The sequence below is a fragment of the Arthrobacter sp. SX1312 genome (genome assembly GCF_002929295.1).
In the GTDB taxonomy this organism is placed as follows: domain Bacteria; phylum Actinomycetota; class Actinomycetes; order Actinomycetales; family Micrococcaceae; genus Arthrobacter_D.
This window is the reverse complement of record NZ_PJIM01000003.1, coordinates 361594-387305: the sequence shown is the minus strand read 5'-3', so window position 1 is coordinate 387305 and position 25712 is coordinate 361594. Positions and strand designations below refer to the sequence as shown.

26 protein-coding genes are annotated in these 25712 nt (G+C 70.7%); 10 read left to right on the top strand and 16 right to left on the bottom strand.

The annotated features are described in order from the left end of the window. Positions 1-11 precede the first annotated feature (11 nt). On the bottom strand, positions 12-1205 hold the full coding sequence (locus CXQ92_RS14975; protein ID WP_104168546.1) for a sigma-E factor regulatory protein RseB domain-containing protein: 1194 nt from the start codon (positions 1203-1205) through the stop codon (positions 12-14). Positions 1206-1371: 166 nt separating this feature from the next. After that, complete coding sequence (locus tag CXQ92_RS14970; protein ID WP_104168545.1) at positions 1372-1632, bottom strand: GlsB/YeaQ/YmgE family stress response membrane protein; 261 nt, start codon at positions 1630-1632, stop codon at positions 1372-1374. A 177-nt stretch (positions 1633-1809) separates the two neighbouring features. Here CXQ92_RS14970 and CXQ92_RS14965 point away from each other — a divergent pair, with 177 nt between their 5' ends. The 4 genes from CXQ92_RS14965 to CXQ92_RS14950 all read left to right on the top strand — a co-directional run bounded on the left by CXQ92_RS14965 (position 1810) and on the right by CXQ92_RS14950 (position 4115). After that, the gene (locus tag CXQ92_RS14965; RefSeq protein ID WP_104168544.1) at positions 1810-2358 is read left to right on the top strand and encodes a PGPGW domain-containing protein; all 549 of its coding nucleotides are present in this window, start codon (positions 1810-1812) and stop codon (positions 2356-2358) included. Positions 2359-2421: 63 nt separating this feature from the next. Next, positions 2422-2829: a four-helix bundle copper-binding protein gene (locus tag CXQ92_RS14960; RefSeq protein WP_104168543.1), complete on the top strand. Its 408-nt coding sequence runs from the start codon at positions 2422-2424 to the stop codon at positions 2827-2829. A 9-nt stretch (positions 2830-2838) separates the two neighbouring features. Next, complete coding sequence (locus CXQ92_RS14955; RefSeq protein ID WP_104168542.1) at positions 2839-3363, top strand: YetF domain-containing protein; 525 nt, start codon at positions 2839-2841, stop codon at positions 3361-3363. Further along, positions 3360-4115 carry a hypothetical protein gene (locus CXQ92_RS14950; protein ID WP_258069975.1) on the top strand — a complete coding sequence of 252 codons (756 nt, stop codon included), beginning with the start codon at positions 3360-3362 and terminating at the stop codon, positions 4113-4115. The genes CXQ92_RS14955 and CXQ92_RS14950 overlap by 4 nt, the downstream gene beginning before the upstream one ends. Before the next feature lie 64 nt (positions 4116-4179). Here CXQ92_RS14950 and CXQ92_RS14945 read toward each other — a convergent pair whose 3' ends face one another. The 9 genes from CXQ92_RS14945 to CXQ92_RS14905 all read right to left on the bottom strand — a co-directional run bounded on the left by CXQ92_RS14945 (position 4180) and on the right by CXQ92_RS14905 (position 13365). After that, positions 4180-5358, bottom strand: coding sequence for a ScyD/ScyE family protein (locus tag CXQ92_RS14945; RefSeq protein ID WP_104168541.1), 1179 nt, complete (start codon positions 5356-5358; stop codon positions 4180-4182). Between the two features lie 185 nt (positions 5359-5543). Continuing rightward, positions 5544-6770, bottom strand: a complete 1227-nt coding sequence (locus CXQ92_RS14940) for a helix-turn-helix domain-containing protein (protein ID WP_181033685.1) — start codon at positions 6768-6770, stop codon at positions 5544-5546. Positions 6771-6887: 117 nt separating this feature from the next. Further along, entirely contained in the window at positions 6888-7574 is a 687-nt protein-coding gene (locus CXQ92_RS14935; protein ID WP_258069974.1) for a glycosyltransferase family 2 protein, read from the bottom strand. Beyond that, entirely contained in the window at positions 7571-8941 is a 1371-nt protein-coding gene (locus tag CXQ92_RS14930) for a PIG-L family deacetylase (RefSeq protein ID WP_104168539.1), read from the bottom strand. Before CXQ92_RS14930 ends, CXQ92_RS14935 begins: the two co-directional genes overlap by 4 nt. Further along, positions 8935-10035, bottom strand: a complete 1101-nt coding sequence (locus CXQ92_RS14925) for an acyl-CoA dehydrogenase family protein (protein ID WP_104168538.1) — start codon at positions 10033-10035, stop codon at positions 8935-8937. The genes CXQ92_RS14930 and CXQ92_RS14925 overlap by 7 nt, the downstream gene beginning before the upstream one ends. Positions 10036-10088: 53 nt before the next feature. Then, positions 10089-10538, bottom strand: coding sequence for a hypothetical protein (locus CXQ92_RS14920; protein ID WP_104168537.1), 450 nt, complete (start codon positions 10536-10538; stop codon positions 10089-10091). A 60-nt stretch (positions 10539-10598) separates the two neighbouring features. Continuing rightward, complete coding sequence (locus tag CXQ92_RS14915; protein WP_104168536.1) at positions 10599-11444, bottom strand: NAD(P)-dependent oxidoreductase; 846 nt, start codon at positions 11442-11444, stop codon at positions 10599-10601. A 43-nt stretch (positions 11445-11487) separates the two neighbouring features. Further along, the gene (locus CXQ92_RS14910) at positions 11488-12153 is read right to left on the bottom strand and encodes an SDR family NAD(P)-dependent oxidoreductase (protein ID WP_104168535.1); all 666 of its coding nucleotides are present in this window, start codon (positions 12151-12153) and stop codon (positions 11488-11490) included. Positions 12154-12207: 54 nt separating this feature from the next. Continuing rightward, positions 12208-13365 carry an ROK family transcriptional regulator gene (locus CXQ92_RS14905; protein ID WP_104168534.1) on the bottom strand — a complete coding sequence of 386 codons (1158 nt, stop codon included), beginning with the start codon at positions 13363-13365 and terminating at the stop codon, positions 12208-12210. A 203-nt stretch (positions 13366-13568) separates the two neighbouring features. Between CXQ92_RS14905 and CXQ92_RS14900 the strand changes: the two genes are divergently transcribed. Continuing rightward, on the top strand, positions 13569-15203 hold the full coding sequence (locus tag CXQ92_RS14900; protein WP_258070017.1) for a glycoside hydrolase family 13 protein: 1635 nt from the start codon (positions 13569-13571) through the stop codon (positions 15201-15203). A gap of 286 nt (positions 15204-15489) precedes the next feature. Continuing rightward, positions 15490-15972, top strand: coding sequence for a DUF1992 domain-containing protein (locus tag CXQ92_RS14895; RefSeq protein WP_258070016.1), 483 nt, complete (start codon positions 15490-15492; stop codon positions 15970-15972). Here CXQ92_RS14895 and CXQ92_RS14890 read toward each other — a convergent pair. The 4 genes from CXQ92_RS14890 to CXQ92_RS14875 form a co-directional block, all read right to left on the bottom strand. Continuing rightward, positions 15969-18011 carry a glycosyltransferase gene (locus tag CXQ92_RS14890; protein WP_258069973.1) on the bottom strand — a complete coding sequence of 681 codons (2043 nt, stop codon included), beginning with the start codon at positions 18009-18011 and terminating at the stop codon, positions 15969-15971. The genes CXQ92_RS14895 and CXQ92_RS14890 overlap by 4 nt on opposite strands. Before the next feature lie 184 nt (positions 18012-18195). Then, a complete protein-coding gene (locus CXQ92_RS14885) occupies positions 18196-18879 on the bottom strand; it encodes an NADPH-dependent F420 reductase (protein ID WP_104168530.1) in 684 nt (227 codons plus the stop codon). A gap of 27 nt (positions 18880-18906) precedes the next feature. Further along, a complete protein-coding gene (locus tag CXQ92_RS14880) occupies positions 18907-19686 on the bottom strand; it encodes a response regulator (RefSeq protein WP_104168529.1) in 780 nt (259 codons plus the stop codon). Then, positions 19683-21278 carry a sensor histidine kinase gene (locus CXQ92_RS14875; protein ID WP_258069972.1) on the bottom strand — a complete coding sequence of 532 codons (1596 nt, stop codon included), beginning with the start codon at positions 21276-21278 and terminating at the stop codon, positions 19683-19685. Before CXQ92_RS14875 ends, CXQ92_RS14880 begins: the two co-directional genes overlap by 4 nt. A 208-nt stretch (positions 21279-21486) precedes the next feature. Between CXQ92_RS14875 and CXQ92_RS14870 the strand changes: the two genes are divergently transcribed. The 4 genes from CXQ92_RS14870 to CXQ92_RS14855 are packed head-to-tail and all read left to right on the top strand — an operon-like array spanning position 21487 to position 25053. Continuing rightward, positions 21487-22494, top strand: a complete 1008-nt coding sequence (locus CXQ92_RS14870; RefSeq protein WP_104168528.1) for a tripartite tricarboxylate transporter substrate binding protein — start codon at positions 21487-21489, stop codon at positions 22492-22494. Positions 22495-22497: 3 nt separating this feature from the next. Continuing rightward, positions 22498-23037 carry a tripartite tricarboxylate transporter TctB family protein gene (locus CXQ92_RS14865; RefSeq protein WP_104168527.1) on the top strand — a complete coding sequence of 180 codons (540 nt, stop codon included), beginning with the start codon at positions 22498-22500 and terminating at the stop codon, positions 23035-23037. After that, positions 23030-24661 (top strand): tripartite tricarboxylate transporter permease, encoded by a 1632-nt coding sequence (locus CXQ92_RS14860; RefSeq protein ID WP_104168526.1) that lies wholly within the window; start codon positions 23030-23032, stop codon positions 24659-24661. The genes CXQ92_RS14865 and CXQ92_RS14860 overlap by 8 nt, the downstream gene beginning before the upstream one ends. Continuing rightward, positions 24658-25053, top strand: a complete 396-nt coding sequence (locus tag CXQ92_RS14855; RefSeq protein ID WP_104168525.1) for a universal stress protein — start codon at positions 24658-24660, stop codon at positions 25051-25053. Before CXQ92_RS14860 ends, CXQ92_RS14855 begins: the two co-directional genes overlap by 4 nt. Before the next feature lie 51 nt (positions 25054-25104). Here CXQ92_RS14855 and CXQ92_RS14850 read toward each other — a convergent pair whose 3' ends face one another. Next, positions 25105-25683, bottom strand: coding sequence for a DUF2231 domain-containing protein (locus tag CXQ92_RS14850; protein ID WP_146067482.1), 579 nt, complete (start codon positions 25681-25683; stop codon positions 25105-25107). Between the last annotated feature and the right edge of the window lie 29 nt (positions 25684-25712).

The following is a 25712-nucleotide window of genomic DNA, read 5'->3' as shown; positions in this document are numbered from 1 at the left end:
ATTCTCGGCGATCACCGCTGGGCTGCGGCGACGAGCTGGTCCACGCCGACGGCGCCCGCGAGGATGCGGCCGTCGTCGGTGACGAGCACCGAGACCAGGGAGGTCTGCAGGGCGCTGCCGCCGTCGACCTCGGTGAGGGCTTGGTCCAGCATCGCCTGCGCTCCGGCGACCTCCTCGGGGTCCATACCGGGCTTGATGTCCATGATGTCGCCCATCCCGGCTGCCTCGCCGCTGCCCGGGGCGACCCCGAGCTTCGCTGCGGTGCCGGCGGGCAGTTCCACGATGGTGCTCCAGCCTTCGCCGATGACCACGGGCTCGTCTGTCGCGATGGGCTCGTCCTTCGCCTCCATGCGGGCCCTGGCGTCGTCCACCGTGGGTGCCTCGGTGACGGTGGCGTCGGCGGGCGGGGTGAACTCGAAGATGCCGGCGTCGGGGGTGCTGAAGTCGACGGCGCTGAAGCCGGCCTGGAACGCGGCGTCCTCCTGGCCCTTGGCCTGGACGGTGACGCTGAGCGGGACACCGGTCTCGGAGTCGACGGAGACGGCGATGGAGCCGATCAGGGTCGTGGCGTCCTCGGGGGTGAGCCGCAGTTCGTAGGCGCTGCGACCGGCCACACGTCTCGTGCCGTCCACGGTCACCTCGGTGGACGGGTCGATCGTCGCGAGGAACACCTCGGCGAGCTCCGCGGGGGTGCGGGGGACGTCCTGCAGTTCGGGGTACTCGGCGGCCTTCTCCTGCAGTTTCGCCTCGAGCTCTGCCTTCGCCGATTCGCGGTCGGGGAGGACGGCGTGCATGGCCTCGTTGGCGCTGGAGTCGTAGAACCAGACGTCGTCCTGGTTGACGACGACGTCGCGCTGGGCCAGCTGGTCGAGCACCTGGACGCGTGCCCGGTCCGGTCCGTCGACGTAGACCTGCGCGGTGTGGTCGGCGGTGAGGAGTTCGAGCGCGGTGGAGGTGGGATCCGAACTGGAGGTGCCGCCCGGAGGGGTGGCCATACTGATGTCGGGCAGGCCGAGGTCCGAGGACTGCTCGACGGTGCCGGAGTAGGCGTCCTCAGCGCTGGTCGCCACGAATTCGAGCAGTTCCTGCGCGGTCTTCGCAGGGAGCTGCGGTTGGGCTTCGGCGACGGCGGACCCGCTGACCGCGGCGGTGACGATGACGACCGGGACGATGCCGGCGGGGAGCCAGCGCCAGTTCTTGTTCATGATTGAGCCTTCCGAACGAATCTGTGCCCCATCTGGCATTAACGCTACACCCGCAAGCTGGACGTTCCGTGGGCACGGGTACTGGGTGAACGAGCGAAAGTGGCGGCACGTGCCGGACACGAAGAAGGGGCGGCCGGGGCCGCCCCTTCGCTCATGCCGGGATGGATCAGCGGGTGACGCGACGGCGACCCGAGAGGCTCTCGGCGACGCCGATCAGGAGTACTGCTGCGATGACCGAGACGATGAAGCCGATCACGTTCAGTTCCATGATCTGTCCGGTGCCGAGGAAGCTCGCGATGGTGCCGCCGATGAGGGATCCGACGATGCCGAGCAGGAGCGTGGCGATCAGGCCGAGGTTCTGCTTGCCGGGCTTGATGAGTCGAGCGAGTGCGCCGATGATGAGGCCGGCGATGATGAATCCGATCATGATGAGTCTCCTTCTGAGGTCCGCGCTGCGCGGGAAGTATGGGGGCCAGCCGGTCGGGACTCCTGCCGGCCATGCTCCGGGCGGTGTGGCAAGCCCGGCATACGCGGCCGTGGTCCTTGCCCCCGGCGTCGATCGGTATCCATCATAGAGGAATGAGAAGCCTACTGAATAATTCGGATGCATCGACCTAGGCATCGACAAGGCCACCGGAGGAGGTCGAACGGCTCCAGTTCCGCCGGGCGCACCAGGCCCCAGGGTGCCCATCGCATCCTCGGCCTCGTGGTCGGGTGGCTGCTGGTGCTGATCGGCATCGCCGCGCTCGTCCTTCCGGGGCCGGGCCTGCTGGCGCTCGTCGCGGGCCTGGCCGTCCTGGCCCAGCAGTACGACTGGGCGCGGCGGTGGCTCCGGCCGGTCAAGGAGAAGGCCTTCGCGGCGGCCGCGCAGGGCGTGAGGACCAAGCGGAACATCGTCCTCAGTTTCTCGGGGGCCCTCGGGCTCGTCCTGCTCGGGGTCCTGTGGGGCATGCAGCCCCCGGCTCCGGGATGGTGGCCCCTGAGCGCGACGTGGTGGATCCCGGGCGGGTGGAGCGTGGGTCCGGGTCTCGCCCTGTCCGGTGTGCTCGCGGCCCTCTTCATCGTGTACAGCATCCGCCGCTTCCGGCCCGGACACCGAAGATCACCGGAGCGTATCGATTCGGATGACCGCTGGAATCTCGCAAACTACTAAGCGTACTGTCGAAAGGGTGTCCGGCCGGGCACGGATCCTGTCGAACAATCCAGGGAGAATTTCATGACGAACGTCGGCGCCATGCTCGACACCTACCCCCAGGGACGCGATGGGTTCGACCGCGACCTGCTGGTCGAATGTATCGAGGCATGCATTGAATGTGCCCAGACCTGCACGGCATGTGCTGATGCCTGCCTCGCCGAGGACATGGTGGCCGAGCTGCGCAGGTGCATCCGGACGAACCTCGACTGTGCCGACGTCTGCGACAGCACTGGTCGCGTCCTCTCCCGTCACACCGGCTATGACGCGAACCTGAGCCGGGCCGTTCTCGAAGCCTGCCGGGCCGCCTGCAGGGCGTGCGGGGACGAATGCGCCCAGCACGCGGAGATGCACGAGCACTGTCGGGTGTGTGCAGAGGCCTGCCGACGGTGCGAGCAGGCGTGTGACGCACTGCTCTCGTCGATGGCGTAGGCGGCGCATATGTGGTTCGACTCCTGGGCGGATGTTCTCCGGGTCCTCATCGTGGGTACCGTCTCCTACGCCACCCTCGTGGGGGTTCTCCGACTCTCGGGCAAGCGGACCCTGGGCCAGCTCAACGCGTTCGACTTCATCATCACCGTGGCCCTCGGATCGACGCTTGCGACGATCCTGCTCAGCTCCGACGTCGCGTACGCCGAGGGCCTGGCTGCCCTGGCGTTGCTCGTGGGCCTCCAATGGGTGGTGGCCTGGGTCTCGGCGCGGTGGCCGAAGGCCCGCGGCGTGGTGACGGCGAAGCCCGTCGCGCTGGTCGTGGACGGGGAACTGCAGAGGGACGAGTTGCGCCGGAACCGGCTCACGGAATCGGAAGTGTTCCAGGCGGTGCGCGGCACGGGTTCGGGCGACCTGTCCTCCGTTGCCGCCGTGGTGCTCGAGACGAACGGGAAGCTCAGCGTGATTTCCGGCAGCACGCGGGGTAGCGGTTCGGCCCTGGAGGGGGTCAGCGGCTACCCGGGACGGGCGCGATGAGCACGGCGACGGCGCGCAGTGAACGCGCGGGGCTGGAGCGGGCGGAGGCAGCGGCCGCGAGACTCGACAGGCCGATGGGCGTCCTCGGCGTGATCTTCCTGTTCGTCGTCCTGGGGCAGCTGCTGGCGACGGGCGCCGGTGTGATCACGGCGTTCACCGTGGTGGGGTGGATCTTCTGGTCCGTCTTCGTCGCCGAATTCCTCCTGCGCGCCTACATCGCCGGGTTCAGCAGGGCGTTCTGGACGAAGAACTGGTGGCAGGTCGTGTTCCTCCTCGTGCCGTTCCTGCGGTTCTTCCGTGCCCTGCAGGCGCTGCGCTTCGTGCGTCTCGCGCGTTTCGCCCGCTTCGGAGGGATCGTCTCCGCGGGCATCCGGGGTTCACGGTCGGCGGGTCGCCTGCTGTCCAGCCGTATCGGCTGGCTCGCGGCCGTGACCGCCGTCGTGGTCCTGGCATCGAGCCAGCTGCTCTACGCGACCGGCACGCACGACTCGTACGCGGACGCCCTGTTCGAGGCCGCGATGGCGACGATCACGGGGACTGGCCTCACCCCGACGACCTCCTTCGCGCGCATCCTGCAGGTCCTGCTCGCGGTGTACTCGGTGGCCGTCTTCGCGACGCTCGCGGGGTCGCTCGGAGCGTACTTCCTGCGCGGGGCCGATCCGGCGCCGAGAGCCGCCGCGTCCGTTCCTGCCCCGGCGGCCGATGGTGCCTTCGTTCGTGCAGGCGAGGTGAGCACCGACCGGGAGGGATGACCCCGGGCGCGCGACGACGCGCCCCGGTGGGACGCGTCGTCGGTGGAGGGACTCGGTGCAGGGGCTACCTCCTGCCGTAGTTCAGGCGGGTCCGCTCGAGGGTGCCCTGCGGCTGGGTCGGGAGAGCTTCGGGTCCGGGGTTGCCCGCTACTGCGTTGGTGGTCGCGTAGAGGTACTTGCCGTCCACCTCGACGTCGGCGGGCCGGGTGACCTCGCGGAAGGGCACTGCCTCCTCGGTCCCCGCCGCGATGACCGAGATCCTGTCGGCGAACAGCTCGGCCACGAACAGGTTGCCGCGGCGGTCGAAGGCCAGCCCGGTGGGCGAGGTCAGACCGGAGACGACGAGCTCGACGTCACCCGACCTGGGATCGAAGCTGCGCACCGACCCGAGCGTCGGATCCTCCGGGACCCCGGGCAGCGACGTCAGGTACAGCAGGCCGTCGGGACCGGACTCGATGTCGGTGGGGACGGGTTCGGAGTTGAACGTCAGGCCGAGGACACAATCGGGAAGCGCGATGCCCTGTCCCTTGAGTGAGGTGAGGAGCTCCTGCGTGACCGGCGTGGCCACCGGTTCGAGGACGGTCGCGTCGACCGTCTCGCGCCGCGTGTCCACGGTCCAGATGACGTTGGCCCCGGCATCGGCGACGTACACGTGACGTCCCGAGTGGGACGCCGCCGTCGCGTAGGGGTGCGAGTAGGCGTCGCCTCCGTGCGGGAGCAGGAAGGGGAGCAGGTCCTGGGGGAGCTGGGCCGCGCACTCCTCGGGGAGGTCCTGGAACCCGTACTCGTTGTCGGCGTCGTAGTTGTTCTCGGTCTCGAGCGCGGCGAGGTCCGCGAGCACGCGCGGCTCGCCGTCCTCGAGGACGCTGACCTTGGCGACGACCGGGTCGGGACTGCCCGGGCCGCCGGCGCTCTCGGTGTAGTACACGTCGCCCTTGGTGATGGACACGCTGCCGATCTCGATGCCGGGACGATCGAGCACCGTGGCGACGGTCCTGCTGCGGTCCACGCTGGTGAGTCTGCCCGCGAAGTTCTGCGAGACGTAGGCGGTGTTGTCGCGACCCATGCCCACGCGGAGCGGGCTGACGAGTCCGGTGGCCAGTTCGGTCGTGTCGCCGGCCGTCACCGTCCCGCCGCGGTGCGCGGAGATGGTCACTGTGGGGGACGCCGTGGCGGCGCCGGCAGTGGACAGGAGGGCGACGGCGAGTGCCGCCGCCACGATGGGCGTGTTCTTACCCTGCATGATGGATGTCCTATGGGGTGCGTTTCATCACGAGACGCTGTTACCGGCCCCAGCACCGAGAAGCGGCGGCTGGGCCGCTTTCCGACGGGCGCGGCCCTGGTGCCCAAGGGCATTCGCGCACCTGCCATGGTAGGACCGCACCGGACGGGTGTCGACCGTCCCACGACCCTAAAGAGCGGTGCCGGTCAGTCGGAGAGGGGCCGGATCTGGTCCAGGAGTTCGCGTGCTTTCTCTTCCGCACCGGCCTCGGAGTGCAGGTGCGCCGCAGCGGTCAGGTGGTGGGCGGCCTGCCTGGGGGACCGGCGCGCCGCGTAGTACAGGCCGAGGCTCTCCTCGAGCCCCGTCTCGGACTCGAAGTCGAGCAGATCGCGCTGGTCGATCAGGCGCTTCAGCAGCTCTTCCGCCGTATCGAGGTCCGCCGTCAGGAGAGCGAGCCTGACCTGCGCGAGCTGGAGTTCCAGCCGTTGGATCTCGGTACCGATGATCCGGAGCCCGAGCTCGGCGTTGGCGAGCGAGGCCCGGACCGAGTCGTCCACGAACCCCAGGACCAGTTTGTAGCCGGCGCTGGCGCAGTGGAACTCGGTCCAGGTCTGCAGGTCCGCCTGCGGCAGCAGCAGCTCGCCCGCGAGCGCGTAGTACTTCTCGCCGACCTCCGGGTCCCCACGGCGGAAGGCGACGTTGCCGATCGCCCAGGCCCCTCGGGCGACGAGGAGTGACGGCACGGTCAGCATTCCGTCGCTGATGTCCAGGCTCGTCGCCACCTCCCATGCCTCGTCCAGTTCCCCTTTGACGGAGAGGGCGGCGATGAGGATGAAGGCCGCCTGCAGGCGGGCCGGTGCATGGTCCGGGAGTCCGGCGGCAAGCCCCATCGAACGGCGCGCGAGCTCGAGGGCTTCGGCGAGCCGTCCCGCGTTCCGCGCGATGGTGGACAGCCGCCCCTGGACGACCGAGCGCAGTTCGGGTGTGGCGACCATCAGCGACGACCTGTCCATGGACAGCAGGACGTTCTCCGCCTCGTCGAGCCGGCGCAGGCCGATCAGCGATTGGGCCTGGAGCATGGACATGTCCCACCAGGCTGGGGCGTTCCGCTGCTCGTGGGCGATGCTCGCGGCGTGTTCCGCCTCGGATGCTGCCAGGGCGTTGTCGTGCATGTCCCGCGCGTAGTTCGCGGCGAACATGGCGCTGGTGAGGCCCGGCTGGTCATCGGCGGCCGGCTGTTCCACCCACCAGCCCAGGGTCCGGGCGTCCATACCGAGCCGCGCGGCGAGATGCTGCACCATGTCCGGCGTGGGTTGGCGCAGCCCGCGCTCCAGCAGGGAGACGAACTGGGTGGAGTAGACCCCGTCTCCCAGTTCCGCCTGCGTCAGTCCCGCAGCGGTGCGCGCCTGGCGCAGCATGTCTCCGAATCGCATGTTGTTCATCCCCCAAGAACGCGGCCACGGCGGCCCGCCCCATGCAAAGGCCCTGTCCGTGACTCCCCTTGTCTAACAGATGCCGTGGACAATCAGGAAAAGCGCCGACGGGTTCCCTCAGCCGAGCCGACCGAGGTAGGTGGAGAAGCCCGCCGGGACCCGGCCGACGGTGCGCGACGACGTCGTGACGGTCAGCGCTCCGGAGGCGGTCCACCGCGCACCGGCCGCCTTGGCCCGCTCCACGAGACGGACGTCCTCGTCCTGCTCCAACGGACCGAAGCCGCCGAGTTCCAGGTAGGTGCTTCCCCTGATCCCCAGATTCGCGCCGTGGACGTGGTGATGACCGTCGTCGGGCACGTAGGCGGCGGACCACAGCCGCAGCCGTTCGCCGTTGTCGGGGGTCAGGGTGGGTCGGACCGTTCCGAGGACGAGATCGTGGTCGCTGCCGAGACGGTGGTGCTGGAGGAGCCAGTCCTGCGGCACCGCGGTGTCGGCGTCGGTGTTAGCGATCCAGGTGCGGACGGGCAGGCTGCGGGACTTCGCCAGCGCGAACCCGACGCCCGCGTCGCGGGCCGCGCCCACGGAGCCGAAGCTGCCCGAGATGACGGAGATGCCCGGTACCGTGCGGGCTTCGACGGCCGACCGGTCCGTGCAGCGGTCGAGGACCACGGTCACGGACACGAGGATCCGCGGGACGGTGCGGAGGAGGTGCAGCCGCGCGGCGTCGAGCGAGGCGAGGCACGCGGCGAGCCGTTCCTCCTCGTTGCGGGCGGGGACGACGACGGCCACCTGGCTCGGGATCACACCAGGCCCTCGCGCCGGGCGACGGAGGCGGCAGGCGCCGGGACGAAGACCTCGAGGAGGAAGTCCTCCTCGGTGTGCAGGGAGAGCGTGCGAAGGCCCGACAGGTCACGGACGCGCTGGTGGACGGTGTCCCCGTCCAGTTCCCAGCCCTCGATGGGGTGGCGCCAGTGGCACAGGACCAGCACGCCGTCGGCGTCGAGCGATTCACCGATGAGCCGGATGACGTCATCGAGCTGGTCCGAGGACAGGAAGTAGCCGGTCTCCGAGAGCACGATCAGGTCGAAGGGCCCGTCCTCGCGCGGCCAGTCCCGCGGGACGGTGGCGAGCCTCGCGCCGGCGGCGGCATGCATGATGACCGCCTCGTTGGTCCGGCGCACCGCCGTCTCGCTGGTGTCGAGCGCCAGCAGGTTGTCCGACACCGCCGCGAGGTCCTTCGTGAGTGCTCCGACGGACGAGCCGATCTCCAGGGTCCGGCAGAACCGGCGACGCGGCAGGCTGGCGATGGTCAGGGCGCGCTTGCGCTGCTCGTAGAACCGCTCGGCGACCTCCCAGGGATCCGCCCGGTCGCGGTGCAGGCGTTCGAAGGCGGACGGCACGCCGCTGACGAAGAAGGACTCGAAGCTGCGGCTGAAGTGCTCGAGGACGCCGGCCGTCAGCAGGACCTCATCGCCCGGAGCGTCGGACAGGGGCAGGGTCTGGGTGACGTGGGTGGCGAGGGCGGAGCCCTTGCGGGTGCGCTCGTCGGCGCCGAGGTGGTGCAGCGACAGGTCGGCGAGCTCCTTCGCGTGCTCCTCCGCCGTTCCCCAGTGCCAGAGCCAGATGGGGTACTCGAGTAGCGCGATGGCGCGGTCGCTGCAGAACCGTGCCGCGGCGGCGCCCGCGGCGTCGTGGTCGGCGTGTCCGTCGTGGCGCCACGGGGCGGCCACCAGGGTGCGGGAGGCCTCGCCGTCGCCGAGCTCGCGGGTCAGGACCGCCGCGACGTCCTCCGGCGTGATCCCGCCGTCGGGCAGGCCCTCGAAGGTCAGCCGGGCGGCCGGGGCCAGGACCTGCAGGGCGTTGGTCACCTCGCTGCGCCGCAGCTCCGCGAGCTGCTGCGGTGAGTGGGTGGGGGAGGACGGGTGGGACGCCTCGCCGTCACTGAGGACGACGACGTCGCACCGCACGCCGTCGCGCGCGAGCCGGGAGAGCAGGCCGCCGGCTCCGAGCGTCTCGTCGTCGGGGTGTGCGGCCAGGAGGATGAACCGGGAGGGCAGCCGCCCGTCGAAGAGCTCCTCGACCTGGAGATCGCCGCCCGGTTCGCGGTCCTGCTCCCAGGTGCGCCAGTGGCTCTCCGGCGTCCCCTCGCCGTCGTGCGTGAAGCTCACCATGCCGTACCGCCCTGCTGCGATCCCTCGAGGACGCGCCGGCCGAGGGAGGCGTCGTCACGCTGTGCATGGTGCTGCCGCAGGTAGAGGTGGAGGTCGGCGACGCGGGCGGCGTGGTGCTCGTCGAAGGCCAGGGGCGCCGGGCCGAGCCCGTGGGCCGCCGCCTCGAGCACCAGTTCCGCGCAGTCGAAGGCCAGGGAGCGCACGCGGGCCGCGAGCAGTGCGCCGTCCTGCCCGCCCGCGCGTCCGTCGTCGACGGCGTCGGCCGCGGCGGCGAGTGCCGTCCGCGTCCCGTGGAGGGCTGCGTCCACCCGCCCGAGGTGCATGAGGGCGATCTGGTCGGGGGTGCGGTGCCGGGACGCGGCGAGGAGGGTGCGGGCGATGCCGAGGGCGCCCCCGAACCAGCAGGCCGCGACGCCGATCCCGCCCCACGCGAAGCCGTCGCGGTCGAGGTACCAGTCGGCGTCCCCGACCGGGATGGCCACGGCGGCGTCGAAGCGCACCGAGCAGCTGGTCACCGCGGCGAGGCCGTGGCTGACCCAGGCGTCGGCGGGCTCCGGCGTGACGCCGTCGGCGCGAAGATCCACGGCGAAGGCCCGGCGCTTCCCCTCGCGCACGTGGGCGGTGACGATCGCGGAGTCGAGGTGGTCGGCGAGGGAGCACCAGGGCTTGACGCCCGTGAGGGTCCAGGTGCCGTCCGGCCCCTCCGACGCGGTCAGTGCGACGCCGGGCCCCTCCGCGGCGAACACGCCCCACGTCCCGGCGCCGTCGGGCAGGCCGGCAGGTCCGGCGGGAGTGCCCATCCCGGCCTGGTCGAGGATCGCCAGGGCGTCGAGGTGGGGTTCGACGACGCGCGCCACCGTGAGGTCCGCGGCGGCGAGCGTGGTGAGGAGCTGCCAGGTCAGGGCCGTCCTGCCCGATCCCGGCAGGGGCACCGCGGCGCCCAGTTCTCCGGCGAGGGCCAGGGTGCGCGGGAGAGAGCCCCGTGCAGCATCGACCCGGTCGACGAGGACGTCCAGCGGGTGGTCTCCGGGGTGCTGGCGCTCGGCGCGGTCCGGGGAGGGGATCGTCGGGGATCGATCGTCGGAGCGCAGCATGTTCGAAGTCTACTGAGATCACGGGCGCCACCCGCACACCACCGGGTGGGTGCTCAGGCCTCGGGCGGCAGCGCCTCGTGGTGCTCCTTGCCCCGGGTGCGGCGCTCCTCCTTCATCTCCGCTTCGAAGAGGTGGCGCTTGCCCCCGACGAGGGCGTCACGCGCCTCCTTCTCGAAGGACTTGAACGCGGAGTAGTAGTTGTCGTCGTAGTCCTCCATGATCTGGAAGGTCCACCGGCCCTCGATCACGTTGCGGCCGATGATCTCCGAGGCGAGCGTGTCCGCGAGACCCGTGTGCCCGGCCTTGCGGAACAGCTCCTCGGCCTCGGACAGGTTGAGGTCCGCCTTGCCGGTGAGCCGGTGGAAGCCGTAGAGGTGGCCGCGGGCGTGTTCCACGACCTCGAGGGCTTCGGAGAGCTTGCCGAGAGCCTCGACGGTGAGGTCGGAGACGCCGTCGGGGCGCTGGTGGTTGGAATCGGGACCGGACGTGTCAGGGGTAGCCATACGATCACGGTACCCAGATCGGCGGCCCTCCAGACAGCACTTTCCGGCCGGATGGTGCGGTCAGCCCAGCTCGGGCTTCGCGATCACCGCGATGTCGTCGTCGCCCGCCCCGGCGCGCTGGGCATCGGTGAGGGACTGCAGGAGTGCCGTCACCGCGGGCAGGGGATCGGTGCTGGAGCGCAGCATGAGCCGGGCGTCCTTGGCGAGGAGGTCGGCGGAGAACTGGGTGTCGCCGAACGTGCCCCCGGTGATGACGGGCCCCTTCATCCCGGCGATGACACCCAGACCCGTGCCCTGCAGCAGGTCAAGGACCGCGGCGGCGTCGAGCCCGTTGGTCCTGCCGAGGCGCAGGGCTTCCACGAGTCCCTGGAGCGTGACGCCCAGGGCGAGGTTCGCGAGCAGCTTGCCGGTCGCGGCGTCCGACGGCGTCGCCACACGGCGCAGGCGCCCGGCGTCACCCCACAGCGCGGCGAGGGGCTCGACGACGTCGACATCCCCGGCCGCGCCGCCGAGCAGGACCCCGAGCGTGCCCGCCCGCGCCGGGGCGAGGCTGCCGATCACGGGCCCGTGGACGTAGCGGACACCGGCCGCGGCGGCGTAGTCGGCGAACTCGCGGGCGTCCTCCGGGGAGACGGTGGTGACGTCCAGCCAGACGGCTTCGGCCGGGATCTCGAGCCCGGAGAGCACCACCTCGCGGACCGTGTCCGGTCCGAAGAGCACCGTCATGACGACGTCGGCGTCCTGCGCCGCCTCCCGGGCCGATCCGGCGCGGGCGGCGCCGGCGTCGTGCAGGCGGTCGACGGCACTCGCCGTGCGGTTCCAAGCCGTGACCTCGTGGCCGGCCCGCAGCAGGTGCACGCCGAGTTCGTGGCCCATGCGTCCTACGCCGAGCAGTGCGATCTTCATGATGGTCCTCCGGTGGCTGTCGGTGTCGTCGGGCGGTCGAGGGTCAGTCGGCGCTGATCTGGTGGCGGAAGGTGTCCCGCCGGGCGTGGAGACCCCAGATGACGTCCGCGAGGACGTTCGGGTCCTTCTCCGGGTCGCCCTCGATGATGCGGCCGCCGATGATCAGCTGCGAGACGTGGATGCCTTCCTCGCCGAGCACCTCGTGCAGCAGCTGCGCGTAGGCGGCCTGGCCGGCGAAGGCCACGGACGTGCCGGTCACGGAGCGCCCGGGCTTCACGGCCGAGCCGCCGTTGATGAAGAGGATGGTGCCCCGGTTCCCGCCGAGGAAGCGCATCCCGGGCAGGACCTGGTGCACGGCGGCCACAGGGCCGTAGATGGAGAACTCCACCGGACCCCTAAGGTCCGCCGGGGTGGTCTCGAGGACGGGCCGCATGAAGTCCTTCTGCGGGAGGGGGCTGTACTGCAGGACCTCGATGGGCCCGAGCGTCTCGGTGGCCGCTTCGAGGGCCGCGGCGATCGATTCGGGGTTCCGGACGTCCGCGGCGAAGCCACGGGCCTGGATACCCTCCTTGCCGAGATCCTCCGCGAGGGCGTCGAGCTTGCCCTGGCTCCGGGAGATGAGGGCCACCGAGAAGCCCTCCGCTCCGAAACGGCGTGCCACTGCGGCTCCGAGGCCGCGTCCTGCTCCGATGATCGCGATAGTAGTCATATCCGGTGCAATTCATCAGCGTGCTGAATAATTCCGGACCGGGCGCGTCCTGCGTCAGCGCAGCGTGCCGAGGATGGTGCGCTGGATGGCGACGGCGGCGGCCCCGCGCGCCCACTGGGCGAAGTCGGTCGGCTGCCGGCTCAGCCGGACCGGGGACGCCTCCGGGTCCCGGTGGGCGTCGATCGCGGCGTGCAGCGACGGCGCCGCGACGTCGGCGAGGGCCATGCCTTCGCCGGAGAGGATGACGAGGTCCACCATCGTGAGGTTCGCGACGGCGGACACCAGCAGGCCGAGGGCGGCGCCGGCGGACTCCACCACGGCGCCCGCCACGGGATGCCCCTGGGCCGCGAGGGCGAGGACCTCCTCGTAGGAGCGCTGGTCACCGGTGGAGGCGGCGAACCGGGAACGGATGGCCGGGATGGTGAGGACGGCCGACGAGCAGCCGCGGTGGCCGTCCGTGCAGCGCGGCCCGTCGGGTTCGAGCGGAAAGTGCCCCACGAGGCCCAGTCCGGCGTCGGGTGGGGCGATGACGACGTCGTTGATCACGAGCCCGTAGCCCACCCCGGCGCCGACGGTCAGGACGGCGAAGTCCTTCTCGCCGCGTCCGGCGCCGAACCACTGCTCCGCGATGGTGAGGGCGACGACGTCGTTCTCCACGACGACGGGCAGGCCGGTCCGCTGCTGGACGAGGTCGGCGAGGGGGACGTCGCGCCAGCCGAGGAACGGAGCACGCAACACGGAGGAGTCGGCGTTGACCCTGCCGCCGATGCTGATGCCGATGCCGCTGAACCTGTCCATCGCGCCGAGGTCGGCGACGGCGTCCACGATGGCGCCGACCACGTCCTCCACGGCATGGCCCGGCAGCGTGCGTTCGCCGGCCCCGACGACGTCGGCCCTGAAGTTCGTGGCGACCGCCGAGGCGGTGTCGCCGGTGAGCTTGACGCCTGCGAACCGGTGCGCGTCCGGGCTGACCTCGAGGGGCCGGACGGGGCGTCCGATGGAGGCTGCGCCGGCTTCCTCGGATTCGCGGAGCACGCCGGCGTCGAGCAGCGGCCTGCTCAGGCGGGTGAGGCTGGCGACCGACAGACCGAGGCGCGTCGCGAGGTCCCCGCGGGAGATGGGGCCGCGGATCAGGACCTCGCGCGCCAGAGCCCGCGCGGGGCTGGAGGGGGCGAGGGACGAGACCGCGTCCACCACAACACCTCCCCGCATCCGCCGTTCCTTTGACATCCCTTATTTTCTATCGCAAAACTAATCGGGAGTGGAGTACCGACCGACGCATCGCGGTGCCGGCACGTCCGTGCCCACACTTCAGGACCAGAGAGGCACACCCTATGACTTCCACCGTCAATCCCGACGTCGATTCCGCGGTCGACGCCGCCACCGAACCGTCCGCCGCGGCGCTCGCGGAGCGCATGCAGGATCCGGACTGGTGGCGCCAGGCCGCCGTCTACCAGATCTATCCCCGGAGCTTCGCCGATTCCAACGGCGACGGCATCGGTGACCTCAGGGGCATCACGTCCCGCATCCCGTACCTGAAGTCGCTCGGCGTGGACGCCGTGTGGCTGAGCCCCTTCTACCCGTCCGCGCTCGCCGACGGCGGGTACGACGTCGACGACTATCGCGACGTCGACCCCAAGCTCGGCACGCTCGAGGACTTCGACGAGATGGTCGCCGCCCTGCACGCGGCGGGCATCAAGCTCGTCGCGGACATCGTCCCCAACCACACCTCCAACCGCCACGCGTGGTTCCAGGAGGCACTGGCGTCACCCAGGGGGTCCGCCGCCCGCGCCCGCTACATCTTCCACGACGGCAAGGGCCCCGACGGCTCGGAGCCGCCGTCGGACTGGGAGTCCGTGTTCGGCGGTCCCGCCTGGGAGCGGACCGAGGACGGCCAGTGGTACATGCACATCTTCGCCAGGGAGCAGCCGGACCTGAACTGGGACAACCGGGAGGTCCGCGACGACTTCCTGACGACCCTCCGCTTCTGGTCCGACCGCGGCGTCGACGGCTTCCGGGTGGACGTGGCCCATGCCCTCACCAAGGACATGACCGAGCCGCTGCCCTCCAAGGCCGAGCTCGGTCCCGAGGGCGGGAACAACCAGGGCAAGCACCCCTTCTGGGACCGCGACGAGGTCCACGAGGTCTTCGCCGAATGGCGCCGGGTGTTCAACGAGTACACGCCGCCGCGCACCGCCGTCGCCGAGGCGTGGGTCCACGCCGACCGCCGCGCCCGCTACGCGAGCCCCGAGGGGCTCGGCCAGGCGTTCAACTTCGACCTCCTCAAGGCCGACTGGAATCCCGGCCAGTTCCGCGACATCATCACCAAGAACCTCGTCGAGGCGACCTCCTCCGGGGCGTCGTCGACCTGGGTCTTCTCCAACCACGACGTCGTCCGGCATGCCACGCGCTACGGCCTGCCGCCCGCCGGCGCCGGCAGCGAGGACGGCCAGGACGGCTCGGCCTGGCTCATGAGCGGGGGCCAGGAGCCCGCGCTGGACACGGCGCTCGGCGAGCGCCGTGCCCGCGCCGTCTCCCAGCTCATGCTCGCCCTGCCCGGCTCCGCCTACCTGTACCAGGGCGAGGAGCTCGGCCTGCACGAGGTCGCCGACATCCCGGACGAGCACCGGCAGGATCCCACGTTCTTCCGGAACAAGGGCGTCGACGTGGGTCGTGACGGCTGCCGCGTGCCGCTGCCCTGGACGCGGGACGGCGCGTCCTTCGGCTTCGGGTTCGAGGGTGCGCACCTGCCGCAGCCGGCGTGGTTCGGCGAGTACGCCGTCGAGGTGCAGGAGGCGGACCCCGCCTCCCACCTCAGCTTCTACCGCCGTGCGCTCGCGCTGCGCCGCGAGCTGCAGGGCGAGGAGGACTTCGAGTGGGTCGACGAGCCCTCCGCGGACGTGCTCCACTTCACGCGCCCGAACGGCTGGCACTCCGTGACCAACTTCGGGTCGACGCCGGTGGACCTGCCCGCGGGCACGGTGCTGCTGAGCAGCTCGCCGCTCGAGGACGGCAGGCTGCCGGGCGACGCGACGGCCTGGCTCGTCTAGCACGTCCTCCGCGCCGACGGCGGGTCGCCCTCCCGGGGGTGGCCCGCCGTCGTCGTACCCCGCCGCGGCAGGCCGTTCGTCCGCAGGGAAATCGGTTGCGGCAGGATCCGGCGCCTCGGAATACTGGAGGGACGGCATACGGGAGGGCAGCGGCATCGGCAGGTCACAGGAACACGAGGAGAGGCTGCGCAAGGCAGCCCAGTACCGTGCTGCCCAGGGCGACGAGGGCGCCGCCATGGCCGAACTGGAACGCCAGAACGACGACGGCGGGAAGGCGGACGGGGAGATGGCGCCGCTGCGCCGGGGCGAGGACGAGGCCCGGCGGGCGCGCCTCATCGTGGACCGCGCCGTGGCGCGCGGCGACTTCGACAACCTGGCCCTCGCGGGCAAGCCGATCCCCGGGCTGGGGGAGGCCCACGACCCGGACTGGTGGGTCAAGGGCCTGATCCAGCGCGAGAACATCACGGGCCTGGGCCCGCGCGCCATCCTGCTGCGCACCGAGGACGCCGAACTCGACGCCCGGCTCGACCGCCAGTACACGGAGCGCCAGGTCCGCGAGGTCCTCGAGGACTTCAACTACCGGGTGGTCGACGCCCGGCGCCAGCTCCTCGGCGGCCCGCCCGTCGTCACGAAGCTGCGCGACGTCGACGCCGAGGTGCAGCGCTGGCGTGACCGCCGGGCGGCGGCCCGCCGTGCCGCCGACGCGGAGGCCCCGCCGCCCCCGCCGAGGACCTCCTTCTGGCGCCGGCTCTGGCGGGGCAGGAGCTAGCCGGGGATCCCCTTCGCGTCCTGCCGGGCCTTCGCCTTCGCGATGTCCGCCTGGTAGTGCTCGTACCCGCGGTAGCGGACGGCCTCGATGATGACGCTGAAGATGACGAGGTCGAAGATCACCCACACGATGTTGACGGACGTCCCGAGGACGTCCCCGTGCCCGAGGATCATGCGGATGATGCCGACGACGGCCGCCCCGGCCAGCAGGCCCATCGCCCAGAGCTGCGGCTTCACGAGGTCCCAGCGCAGCACGGCGTCCTGCTGCAGGGTCTTCGGCGTCACGGCGAAGTCCAGGTCGCGGCCCAGGTAGACGTTGCCGAACGCCGAGGTGATGGAGCGGATCCAGACCGGGAACAGGGCGAGCGAGTACTGCTGCCCGCGCCACGTCCTGACCCCCTTGCCGACGACCGCGAACAGGAGCTGGTTGACCACCAGGAACGGGATCAGCCGCACGAAGAACTCGGTGCTGATGGAGTCCACCGGGAGGATGCCGAAGAGGAGGTAGATGATGGGCGCCGCGATGTAGATGATCGCGGCGAACCCGGAGAGGTAGCTCCACATCGTGGCCCCGTACATGAGCTTCTGGGCGAACGTCAGGCCCTTCTGCGCGAACGGGTTCTCGCGGAACATCACCTGGATGGTCCCCTGCGCCCAGCGCAGGCGCTGGGTCAGCATCGAGTTCAGGTCCTCGGGCGCCAGGCCGTCGGCGAGCTTCTCGTGATGGTAGGCGGACTCCCAGCCCAGGGAGTGCAGGCGCATGCACGTGGCCATGTCCTCGGTGACGGAGATGGTGGCCATCGGCATGACGGCCTGCGCCTCGCCGGTGCGCTCGGCGTTGACCGACTCGATAAGGACGCGGACGGCGTCGATCGCCGCCAGCGGCGACCAGGCGCGCTGGGCCAGCTGGTCGAGGGCGGTGTCGTCGACGACGGCGAGCGCGGGGGTGCTCGCCGATGCACCCTGCAGCCCGCCCTCCAGGCCGTCGATGCCGAGGTCGGCCAGGGAGGCCAGGTCGTCGTGGAACGCGGCGATGTCCGCGGCGACCAGGGTGCGGGTCACCGCCACGACACGCTGCTGGAACTCATAGGTCACCTCGGAGATGCCGTGGCCCTTCTGCAGGCGACGGCGGACCCGGCGGAGATCCTTCGCCACGAGGTCCAGCGCCTCGGCCACCCGCTCGTTGTCCGGGCCGAGGTTCTTCTTGGCCTTCGCGATGACCTTGTCGGAGGTCTTGAGCGCCTTGTGCAGGGCGAGCTCGATCTCCGTGACGTAGCGCGTGACCCCGAGCTGCATGAGCGCCTCGCGCCGGATGATCGCGTTCGACCCGCAGAAGAAGGCGGCGTTCCAGCCGTCCTTGCCCTGCTGGATGGGCCCGTAGAAGAGGGGCGCCTGGCTCCCCAGGGGGTCCGAGTCCGGGACGTTGACGAAGACCTGCGGCGTCTGGACCAGGGCCATCTTCTCGTTGGTGAAGTACCCGAGGGTCCTGTCCAGGATGAGGGGGTCGGGGATCTGGTCCGCGTCGAGGATGACGAGGAACTCGCCGTCGGTGGACATGAGCGCGTTGTTCAGGTTGCCGGCCTTGGCGTGGCGCGGCATGTCCTTCCAGTCCGCCGAGCGCGTGATCCACCCGATGCCCTCAGCCTCCGCGGCCGCCCGGACGTCGGCGCGGTTGCCGTCGTCGAGGATCCAGGTCTGGTGGGGATAGCGGATGGCCTTCGCGGCCCGCGCCGTCGTCAGGACGAGGTCCAGCGGCTCGTTGTACGTGGTGATGAAGACGTCCACGGTGAGGCCCTCGGGAGCCTCCGGGGGCTCGCGCCTCCTGAGCCTCCACACGGTGAAGCCGAACAGCAGGGAGTCGATGAGGGAGTAGGTCTCCGCCAGGACGAGCGGGATCGCGATCCACCAGGCGTCCCAGTTGATCGAGAAGAGCCATCGCCAGGCGATGTAGTTCACGCCGAGGACCGCCGTCACGAGCACGATGGCACGGATCAGGAGGGTGCGGCCCCCGAAGGAGTCGTTCCCCCGTGAAGGATCCACGGACCGATCGGTTGTCACTGTCCCCATGCGGCAGCACGTTCCACTTCTGCTTCCGTGCGCGGACGCACTGTCGGTGACTTATGTGCGCCGGGCCGGCCGCACTGAGACGCTCACCGGGTCGCGGGGGACCATGAAGCACTGGGACAAAAATACCCGAGGACCGGCCGGGCCGGGCGCAGGTCCCTCACATGTCGGCGTAGCGCCTGGCCTGGCCCAGTGCCTCCGTCATGCCTGCGGCGTCGAGCACGGCGCCATAGGCGGGGGTGTCGCGCTGGAAGCGCCAGCCCTCCGCGAGGGGGCCCGCATCCACGGCGTCGAAGCCGAACCCGTCGAGGAGTTCCTCCACCGCCTGCTTGGCGTCGGGGTCGTCCCCGGCGATGGGCAGTGCACGGCGGTCGGGAGTGCCGGTCGGTGTGCCGTCCGTGGTGAGCTGCGCGTAGTGGATGGTGTTGAACACCTTCACGACGGAGGATCCGGGCAGGTGGCGCTGGACGAGCTCGCTCGTCGTCGTGCTCTCGTCCTCGAGGTCGTCGATCCGGCCGTCACGCTGCGGATAGTAGTTGCACGTGTCGATCACCAGCTTGCCGGCGAGGGGCTCCGCGGGGACGGCGTCGAGGCTCCTGAGCGGGACGGTCACGACGACGACGTCGCCGCCCGTCGCCGCGTCCTCGGCGGTGCCGGCGCGCGCCGCGTCACCGAGCTCCTCGACGAGGTCCTGCAGCGTCCCGGGGCCGCGGGAGTTGCTCATGATCACCCGGTAGCCGCCGGCGACGGCGAGGCGGGCGAGCTGCGAGCCGATGTTGCCACTGCCGATGAAGCCGATCGTGGTGCGCGGGGCGCCTGCCTGGTCTGTCGCGTTGTCGGTCATGCCCTGATCAACCTCCCGGAGCCGGTGTTATTCCTCGGCCGCCGCGCCCCGGCCGCGGGGAGCGCCGTCCGTCCACACGTAGAACTTCTCCGGCCGGCCCGCGGAACCGTACTGCGGGACGATCCGCGCCTGCCCGCGGGAGACGAGGAATTCGAGATAGCGCCGGGCACTCACGCGGGCCATGCCGAGCCGGGCCGCGACCTCGGACGCCGACGTCCCGCGCCCCTGCCCGGCGAGATCCAGGACGACGGCGTCGAGCGTCGGCGCGGAGAGTCCCTTCGGGGGCGCGAGCGCGGTGGTCCCGGTCGTCTCCCCCCGCCCCGACGGCCTGCCGCCCGAGCCCGCCGTCGTGCCGAGGAGCTGGTCGATCCGGTGCTGGTCCAGGGCCGGCGAGCTGTCCCCGGCGTGGGCGTCGAGCTCCCGCCGATACGCCACGTAGTGGTCCAGCCGCTGGTTCAGCACCGCGGCGCCGAAGGGCTTCACGAGGTAGTGCAGCACCCCGCCGGCCACCGCGGCCCGCACGGTGTCGAGTTCGCGGGCGGCCGTGATCGCCATGACGTCGAGGGGCTCGCCCGGCCGGTTCCGCAGCGCCCGGAGCACCTCGATCCCCGACATGTCCGGGAGGTGGATGTCCAGCAGCACGAGCCGGGGCTGCAGCTCCTGCACGAGGTCGAGGGCGCGGGCGCCGGTGTGCGCGGCCCCGACGACGTCGAAGGAGCCATGGGCCAGGAGGAACCCGGTGTGGATGCCGGCGACCTCGCGGTCGTCATCGACCACGAGGGTGGGGATCGGTGCGGCGGCGCTCATGGCACCTGCAGGGTGGGTCGAGGCACGTCGGCGAGCGACGGCGCGAGCCAGACCGTGAACTCGGCGCCGCCGAGCTCGGCATCGTCGACGACGACGTGCCCGGAGCGCCGGCGCGCGATCCTGTCCACGAGTGCGAGGCCGAAGCCGCGCGTGCCGGTCCGGCCGCCGTCCTTCGTCGAGTACCCGGAGGAGAAGATGCCCGCCACGTCCGCGGGCGGGACGCCGGGTCCGTCGTCGGAGACCGTGATGCGCACGCCGTCGTCGTTCGTCTCGAGGTGCACGGAGACCCGGCCCGACGCGGCATCGGCCACGGCCTCCAGCGCGTTATCGATCAGGATGCCGAGGATGGTGACGACGTCGGTGGTGCCGTCGGACTCCAGCAAGGAGGTCTCGTCGATGGACAGCGTGACGCCCTTCTCCGCGGCGATGGTGCTCTTGGTCATGAGCAGGCTCGCGGCGTCCGGGTCCCGGATGCCCGGGGCGATCGAACCGGAGACCAGTGACCCGCCGTGCCCGGAACGCTGGATGAAGTCCACGGCCTGTTCCGTGCGGCCGAGCTCCAGCAGGCCGGAGATGGTGTGCATGCGGTTCGCGAACTCGTGCGCCTGCGCGCGGAGGGCCTGCGTGGCGTCGCGCTCGCCGTCGAGGTCGGTGAGCAGCTGGTAGAGCTCGGTGCGGTCACGGAGGATCATGACCCGCCCCACGCGGACGCCGTCCACGAGGGCGTCCGAGGTGCGGGCGAGCAGCACGCGCTCGCCGGAGAGCACCGTCTCGTCGGTGTCCGCGGGGTCCGTGAGGAGCCGGGCGAGGGCGGGTTCCATGACGTCGGCGGCGGGCCGGCCGGTGGCGTCGTCGTCGAGGTCGAGCAGTCGCTTCGCCTCGTCGTTGAGGAGCGCGATCCGGTGGTGGGCGTCGACGGCGACCATGCCCTCGCTGATGCCGTGGATCATGGCGTCGCGTGTCTCGAGGAGGGACGCGATCTGCTCGGGCTCGAGCCGGTAGATGCGCCGCCAGACGAGCCGCGAGATCCAGATGGCGCCGGCCGAGCCGACCAGTGCGGCGACGATCAGCCACGCGAGCAGGCGGGGGAGGTCCTCGTAGAGATCGGCGTCGAGCTCGGATTCGAGGACGCCCACCGACGCCGTGCCGATGATGTCTCCGGTGGTGGTGCCGTCGTCGTACACGGGGACCTTCACGCGCCAGGACTCGCCCAGCGTGCCGGTCTGCGTGCCCACGAAGATCTCACCCGAGAGCGGGACGGAGGGGTCGGTGGAGACCCGTTCGCCGATCAGCTCCGGATTGGGGTGGGAGTACCGGATGCCGTCGGCATCGGTGACGACGACGTAGGTCACCCCCGTGGACTGGCGGATGAGGTCGGCGATCGGCTGGATGGTCGCGCTGGGATCCGCTTCGCCGAACGCCTCGATCACGGAGGGCAGCTGCGCGACGGACTGGGCGACGCCGATCATGCGGTCCTGGTACTGCTCGCGGATCTGCAGCCGCTGCATGGCGACGGCGGTGGACCCGGCGACGGCGACGATGACGAGCACGATGGCCAGCTGCAGCAGGAACAACTGTGATCGAAGCGGCATCGTCCTGATCATCCTCATAGTGTGACACGCGCCGTCGCGTCACAATCGTCCGTTCCGTCGAGCCGCTGTGACCACAAAGACCACTACGAGCACTACGACCGCATGCTTTACCGCCGCTCGGACGGCTTCCTAGCCTGAGATCAGCAGTGGTGACCCGCATCACATCTGGCAGTCCATCCCGCAGTACATCTCAAGGAAGAGAACAACCATGACGATCGATCGCACAACGGCGCGCCGTTCGAGCCTCACCGCCCTCGCCCTCGCCTCCGCGCTCGCCCTCTCGGCCTGCGGCTCCATGACGGAGAGCACCAGCGCCGGGGAGGCGGAAGGAACCATCGAGAAGCTCAACATCGTGGTCCCCGCCGATCCCGGGGGAGGGTGGGACCAGACGGGCCGGGCCATGGAGACCGACCTCAAGGAGAACGATCTCGTGGGCAACGCGTCCGTCGTCAACGTCGGGGGCGCCGGCGGCACCAACGGCCTCGCGAAGCTCGCCACCGAGACGGATCCGAACACCCTCATGGTCATGGGCTACGTGATGGTCGGCGCCGTCGAGACCAACAACGCCGCCAACCGCATCGAGGACACGACGCCGATCGCCCGCCTCACCGAGGAGCCCCTCGTGATCGTGGTGCCCGCCGATTCGCCCTACCAGACCGTGCAGGACCTGCTCGACGACATCGAGGCCAAGGGGCAGGGCGTCTCCATCACGGGCGGCTCGGCCGGCGGCGCGGACCACATCCTCGCCGGTTCCGTCCTGAAGGAAGCAGGCATCGCGCCCGAGAACCTGAACTACATCCCGTACTCGGGCGGCGGCGAGTCACTCGCCGCCCTGCTCGGCAACAAGGTGAACGCCGGCATCTCGGGCGTGGGCGAGTACGCCGAGCAGGTGAACTCGGGCAAGCTGCGCGCCCTCGCGGTGTCCGGCGAGGACGCCGCACCCCAGCTGCCCGACACCCCGACCCTCACGGAGGAGGGCATCGAGCTCGTGCTGACCAACTGGCGCGGCGTCGTCGCCCCCGGCAGCATCGACGACGCCCAGGCGGAAGCCCTCACGCAGCTCGTCACCGACCTGCATGCCACCGACACCTGGAAGGCCACCCTCGAGGAGAACAACTGGGCTGATGCCTTCCTCGCCGGTGAGGAGTTCGAGACCTTCCTCGACGAGGACATCGCGAGCGTCAAGACGACCCTCACCGACATCGGGCTGCTCTAGACCATGAGTACCTCGGTCCAGAACGCGGGGAGCGGTACCGCCGCCGCTCCCGGAAAGCCGGTCGGTGAGCTGATCTTCGCGCTCATCATCGTGAGCATAGGCGTCCTCGGCTTCGTGGCGGGGGCCGGCATCCAGACGCCGCCGTCGGCCAGCGACATCGGGCCTCGGGCCTTCCCGTTCGCCGTCTCCGGACTGCTCCTCGTGGTCGGGGCGGGCCTGGTGTTCCAGGTGCTCCGCGGCCACCGGGGTGCTGCGGACGAGGGCGAGGACGTGGATCTCGACGCGAAGACCGACTGGCTGACCGTCGGGAAGCTCGCAGGGTTCGTGCTGCTGCACGCCTTCCTGATCGTCCCGCTCGGGTGGCCCCTCGCCGCCGCGATCCTGTTCTTCGGCGCCGCCTGGTCCCTCGGCGCCCGCCCGTGGTGGCGCAACCTGGTCACCGCCGTCGTCCTGGCCCTGGTGCTGCAGTTCGTCTTCGCCGGGCTCCTCGGCGTCTCGCTGCCCCCCGGCTTCCTCGAAGGGTTCGGTGTGTTCGGTGGATAACTTCCTGCTGCTGATGGAGGGCTTCGCCACGGCGATGCAGCCCATGTACCTGCTCTTCGCACTCGGCGGTGTGCTCGTCGGCACCGCGGTCGGCGTCCTGCCGGGCATCGGCCCGGCCATGACGGTCGCGCTGCTCATGCCCATCACCTACAGCCTCGAGCCGACGGCGGCGATCATCGTCTTCGCCGGCATCTACTACGGCGGCATGTACGGCGGGTCCACGACCTCGATCCTGCTGAACACCCCCGGGGAGTCGTCCTCGATCGTCACGGCGCTCGAGGGCAACAAGATGGCCAAGGCCGGCAGGGGTGCTGCCGCGCTGGCGACAGCGGCCGTCGGCTCGTTCGTGGCAGGCACCATCGCCACGGTGCTGCTGAGCTTCGTGGCACCGTACGTGGCCGCGTTCGCCGTGCAGATCGGCCCCGTCGAGTACGTGGCCCTCATGATCGTGGCGTTCCTGACGGTCGGCGCGCTCCTCGGGTCCTCGGTACTGCGCGGCCTGGCGTCCCTGGGACTCGGCCTGTTCATCGCGCTCGTCGGGTTCGACGCGCTCACCGCCCAGCAGCGCTACACGTTCGGCAGCCCGTTCCTGGCGGACGGGATCGACGTCGTCCTCGTCGCCGTCGCGCTGTTCGCCGTCGGCGAGGCCCTCTACGTGGCGTCCCGACTCCGTCACGGACCCATCAAGGTCATCCCGGTCACCGGGGGCTGGACCAGCTGGCTCCGCAAGGAGGACCTCCGCCGCTCCTGGAAGCCATGGCTCCGCGGCACCATGATCGGGTTCCCCGTGGGCACCATCCCCGCAGGCGGCGCGGACGTGGCGACCTTCCTCTCCTACGCCTCCGAGCGCAAGCTCGCGAAGGGCGAGCACAAGAAGCAGTTCGGCAAGGGCGCCATCGAGGGGGTGGCCGGTCCGGAAGCGGCGAACAACGCGGCGGCCGCCGGTGTCCTCGTGCCGCTGCTGACACTGGGCATCCCGACGACGGCGACCGCCGCCATGATGCTCGTGGCGTTCCAGCGCTACCAGATCCCCGTGGGGCCGCAGCTCTTCGAGTCCAACAGCACGCTCGTGTGGGCGCTCATCGCGAGCCTCTACGTCGGCAACCTGATGCTGCTCGTGCTGAACCTGCCGCTCGTGGGCATCTGGGTCAAGATCCTCCAGATCCCCCGGCCCTACCTGTACGCGGGCATCCTGGTGTTCGCGGTGCTGGGTGCGTTCTCGGTGAACTTCACGCCGATCGACGTGATCATCCTGCTCATCGTGGGCATCCTCGGGTTCTTCATGCGCCGCTACGGCTATCCGATCGCGCCGATGGTGGTGGGGCTGATCCTCGGGCCCATCTTCGAGAGTCAGCTGCGGCGCTCGCTCGCGATCTCGCAGGGTGATCCCGTGGCGCTCGTGCAGTCGCCGGTCGCAGCGACGATCTACGTGGTCCTGATCATCATCTTCGCGCTGTCCCTCCTCCTCAAGCGCCGTCAGCGCCAGTTCGAGGCGATGGTGGCCGCCAATGCCGACGCGTCCGACGTCGTGCGGGGAACCGCAACCGTATCCGGGTCCGACGCCGCGGTCGCGACGACCGCGACGCCGGCAGACCCGCCCAACCGAGAGGACACCGGCCGATGAGCACGATCGTGGTGGGCTACGTGCCCAACGCACTGGGGGAGGCCGCCGTCTCCCAAGCCGTCGAGGAGGCCCGGCGCAGGGAGGCCGAGCTCGTGGTCATCAACACCACGCGCGCCGACCGCCTCGTGAACCCGGCCTACGCCGACGCCGACGACGTCTCGAAGCTCGACGCCCTGCTCCGGGCCACCGGCGTGCCGTTCTCGGTCCGCCACAGCATCTCCGAAGCCACGGCGGCCGAGGAGGTCGTGGACACGGCGGAGGAACTGGGTGCCGAGCTGATCGTGATCGGACTGCGGCACCGAACGCCGGTGGGCAAGCTGATCATGGGCTCGACGGCGCAGACCATCCTGCTGTCGGCCCGCTGCAACGTCCTGGCGGTCAAGCTGCCCTGACGGCTTGACCCGATGACGACGACGGCGGGTCTCCTTGAGGGAGGCCCGCCGTCAGGGTGCTCCGGCCGGGCCTCCGCCCTCCGGCGTGCTACCGTCCGGCGATCCTGTGCGGCGGGCGGTCCCACGGTTGAGCGCGAGATGACCGCCGAGGAATCCGGAGCCCGCCATGACGGCATTGCCGGCAAGGCCGAGCCGTGTGCCCAGGGCGAAGCGGCCGCGACTGCGGGCTATCAGCGACCCGAGGAAGAGGAAGATGGCGATGTCGACGCCGAGTCCGTGCACCGCCGCGATCCGGCGCTCGGCTCCCTCCATGCCTGCCCAGTCGGCGGCACCGGACAGCGCCGTCGGCACGGCGGCCACCACCCCGGTTCCGACCAGCAGCGTGGCACTGCTGCGGGACTGCACTCCGCCGCCCAGGTCGAGGACGGACGCACTGAGCCAGCACCCGAGCGTCACGTCGGTGAGTGGCGGATGGATCGAATGGCCGAGGACGTCGGTGTGGAAAGGGCTGCGCCGTACCCGGTCGATCAACGGGCCGTACACGATCTCCTGCGCCCTCGCGACCTTCTCCGAGAGGGGGCTCGCCCCCACGGACCGGGCTGCTCGCTGGGGAAACGTCAATTCATTCACGATGCAGGACGATAGGCACGTTCGGCGGG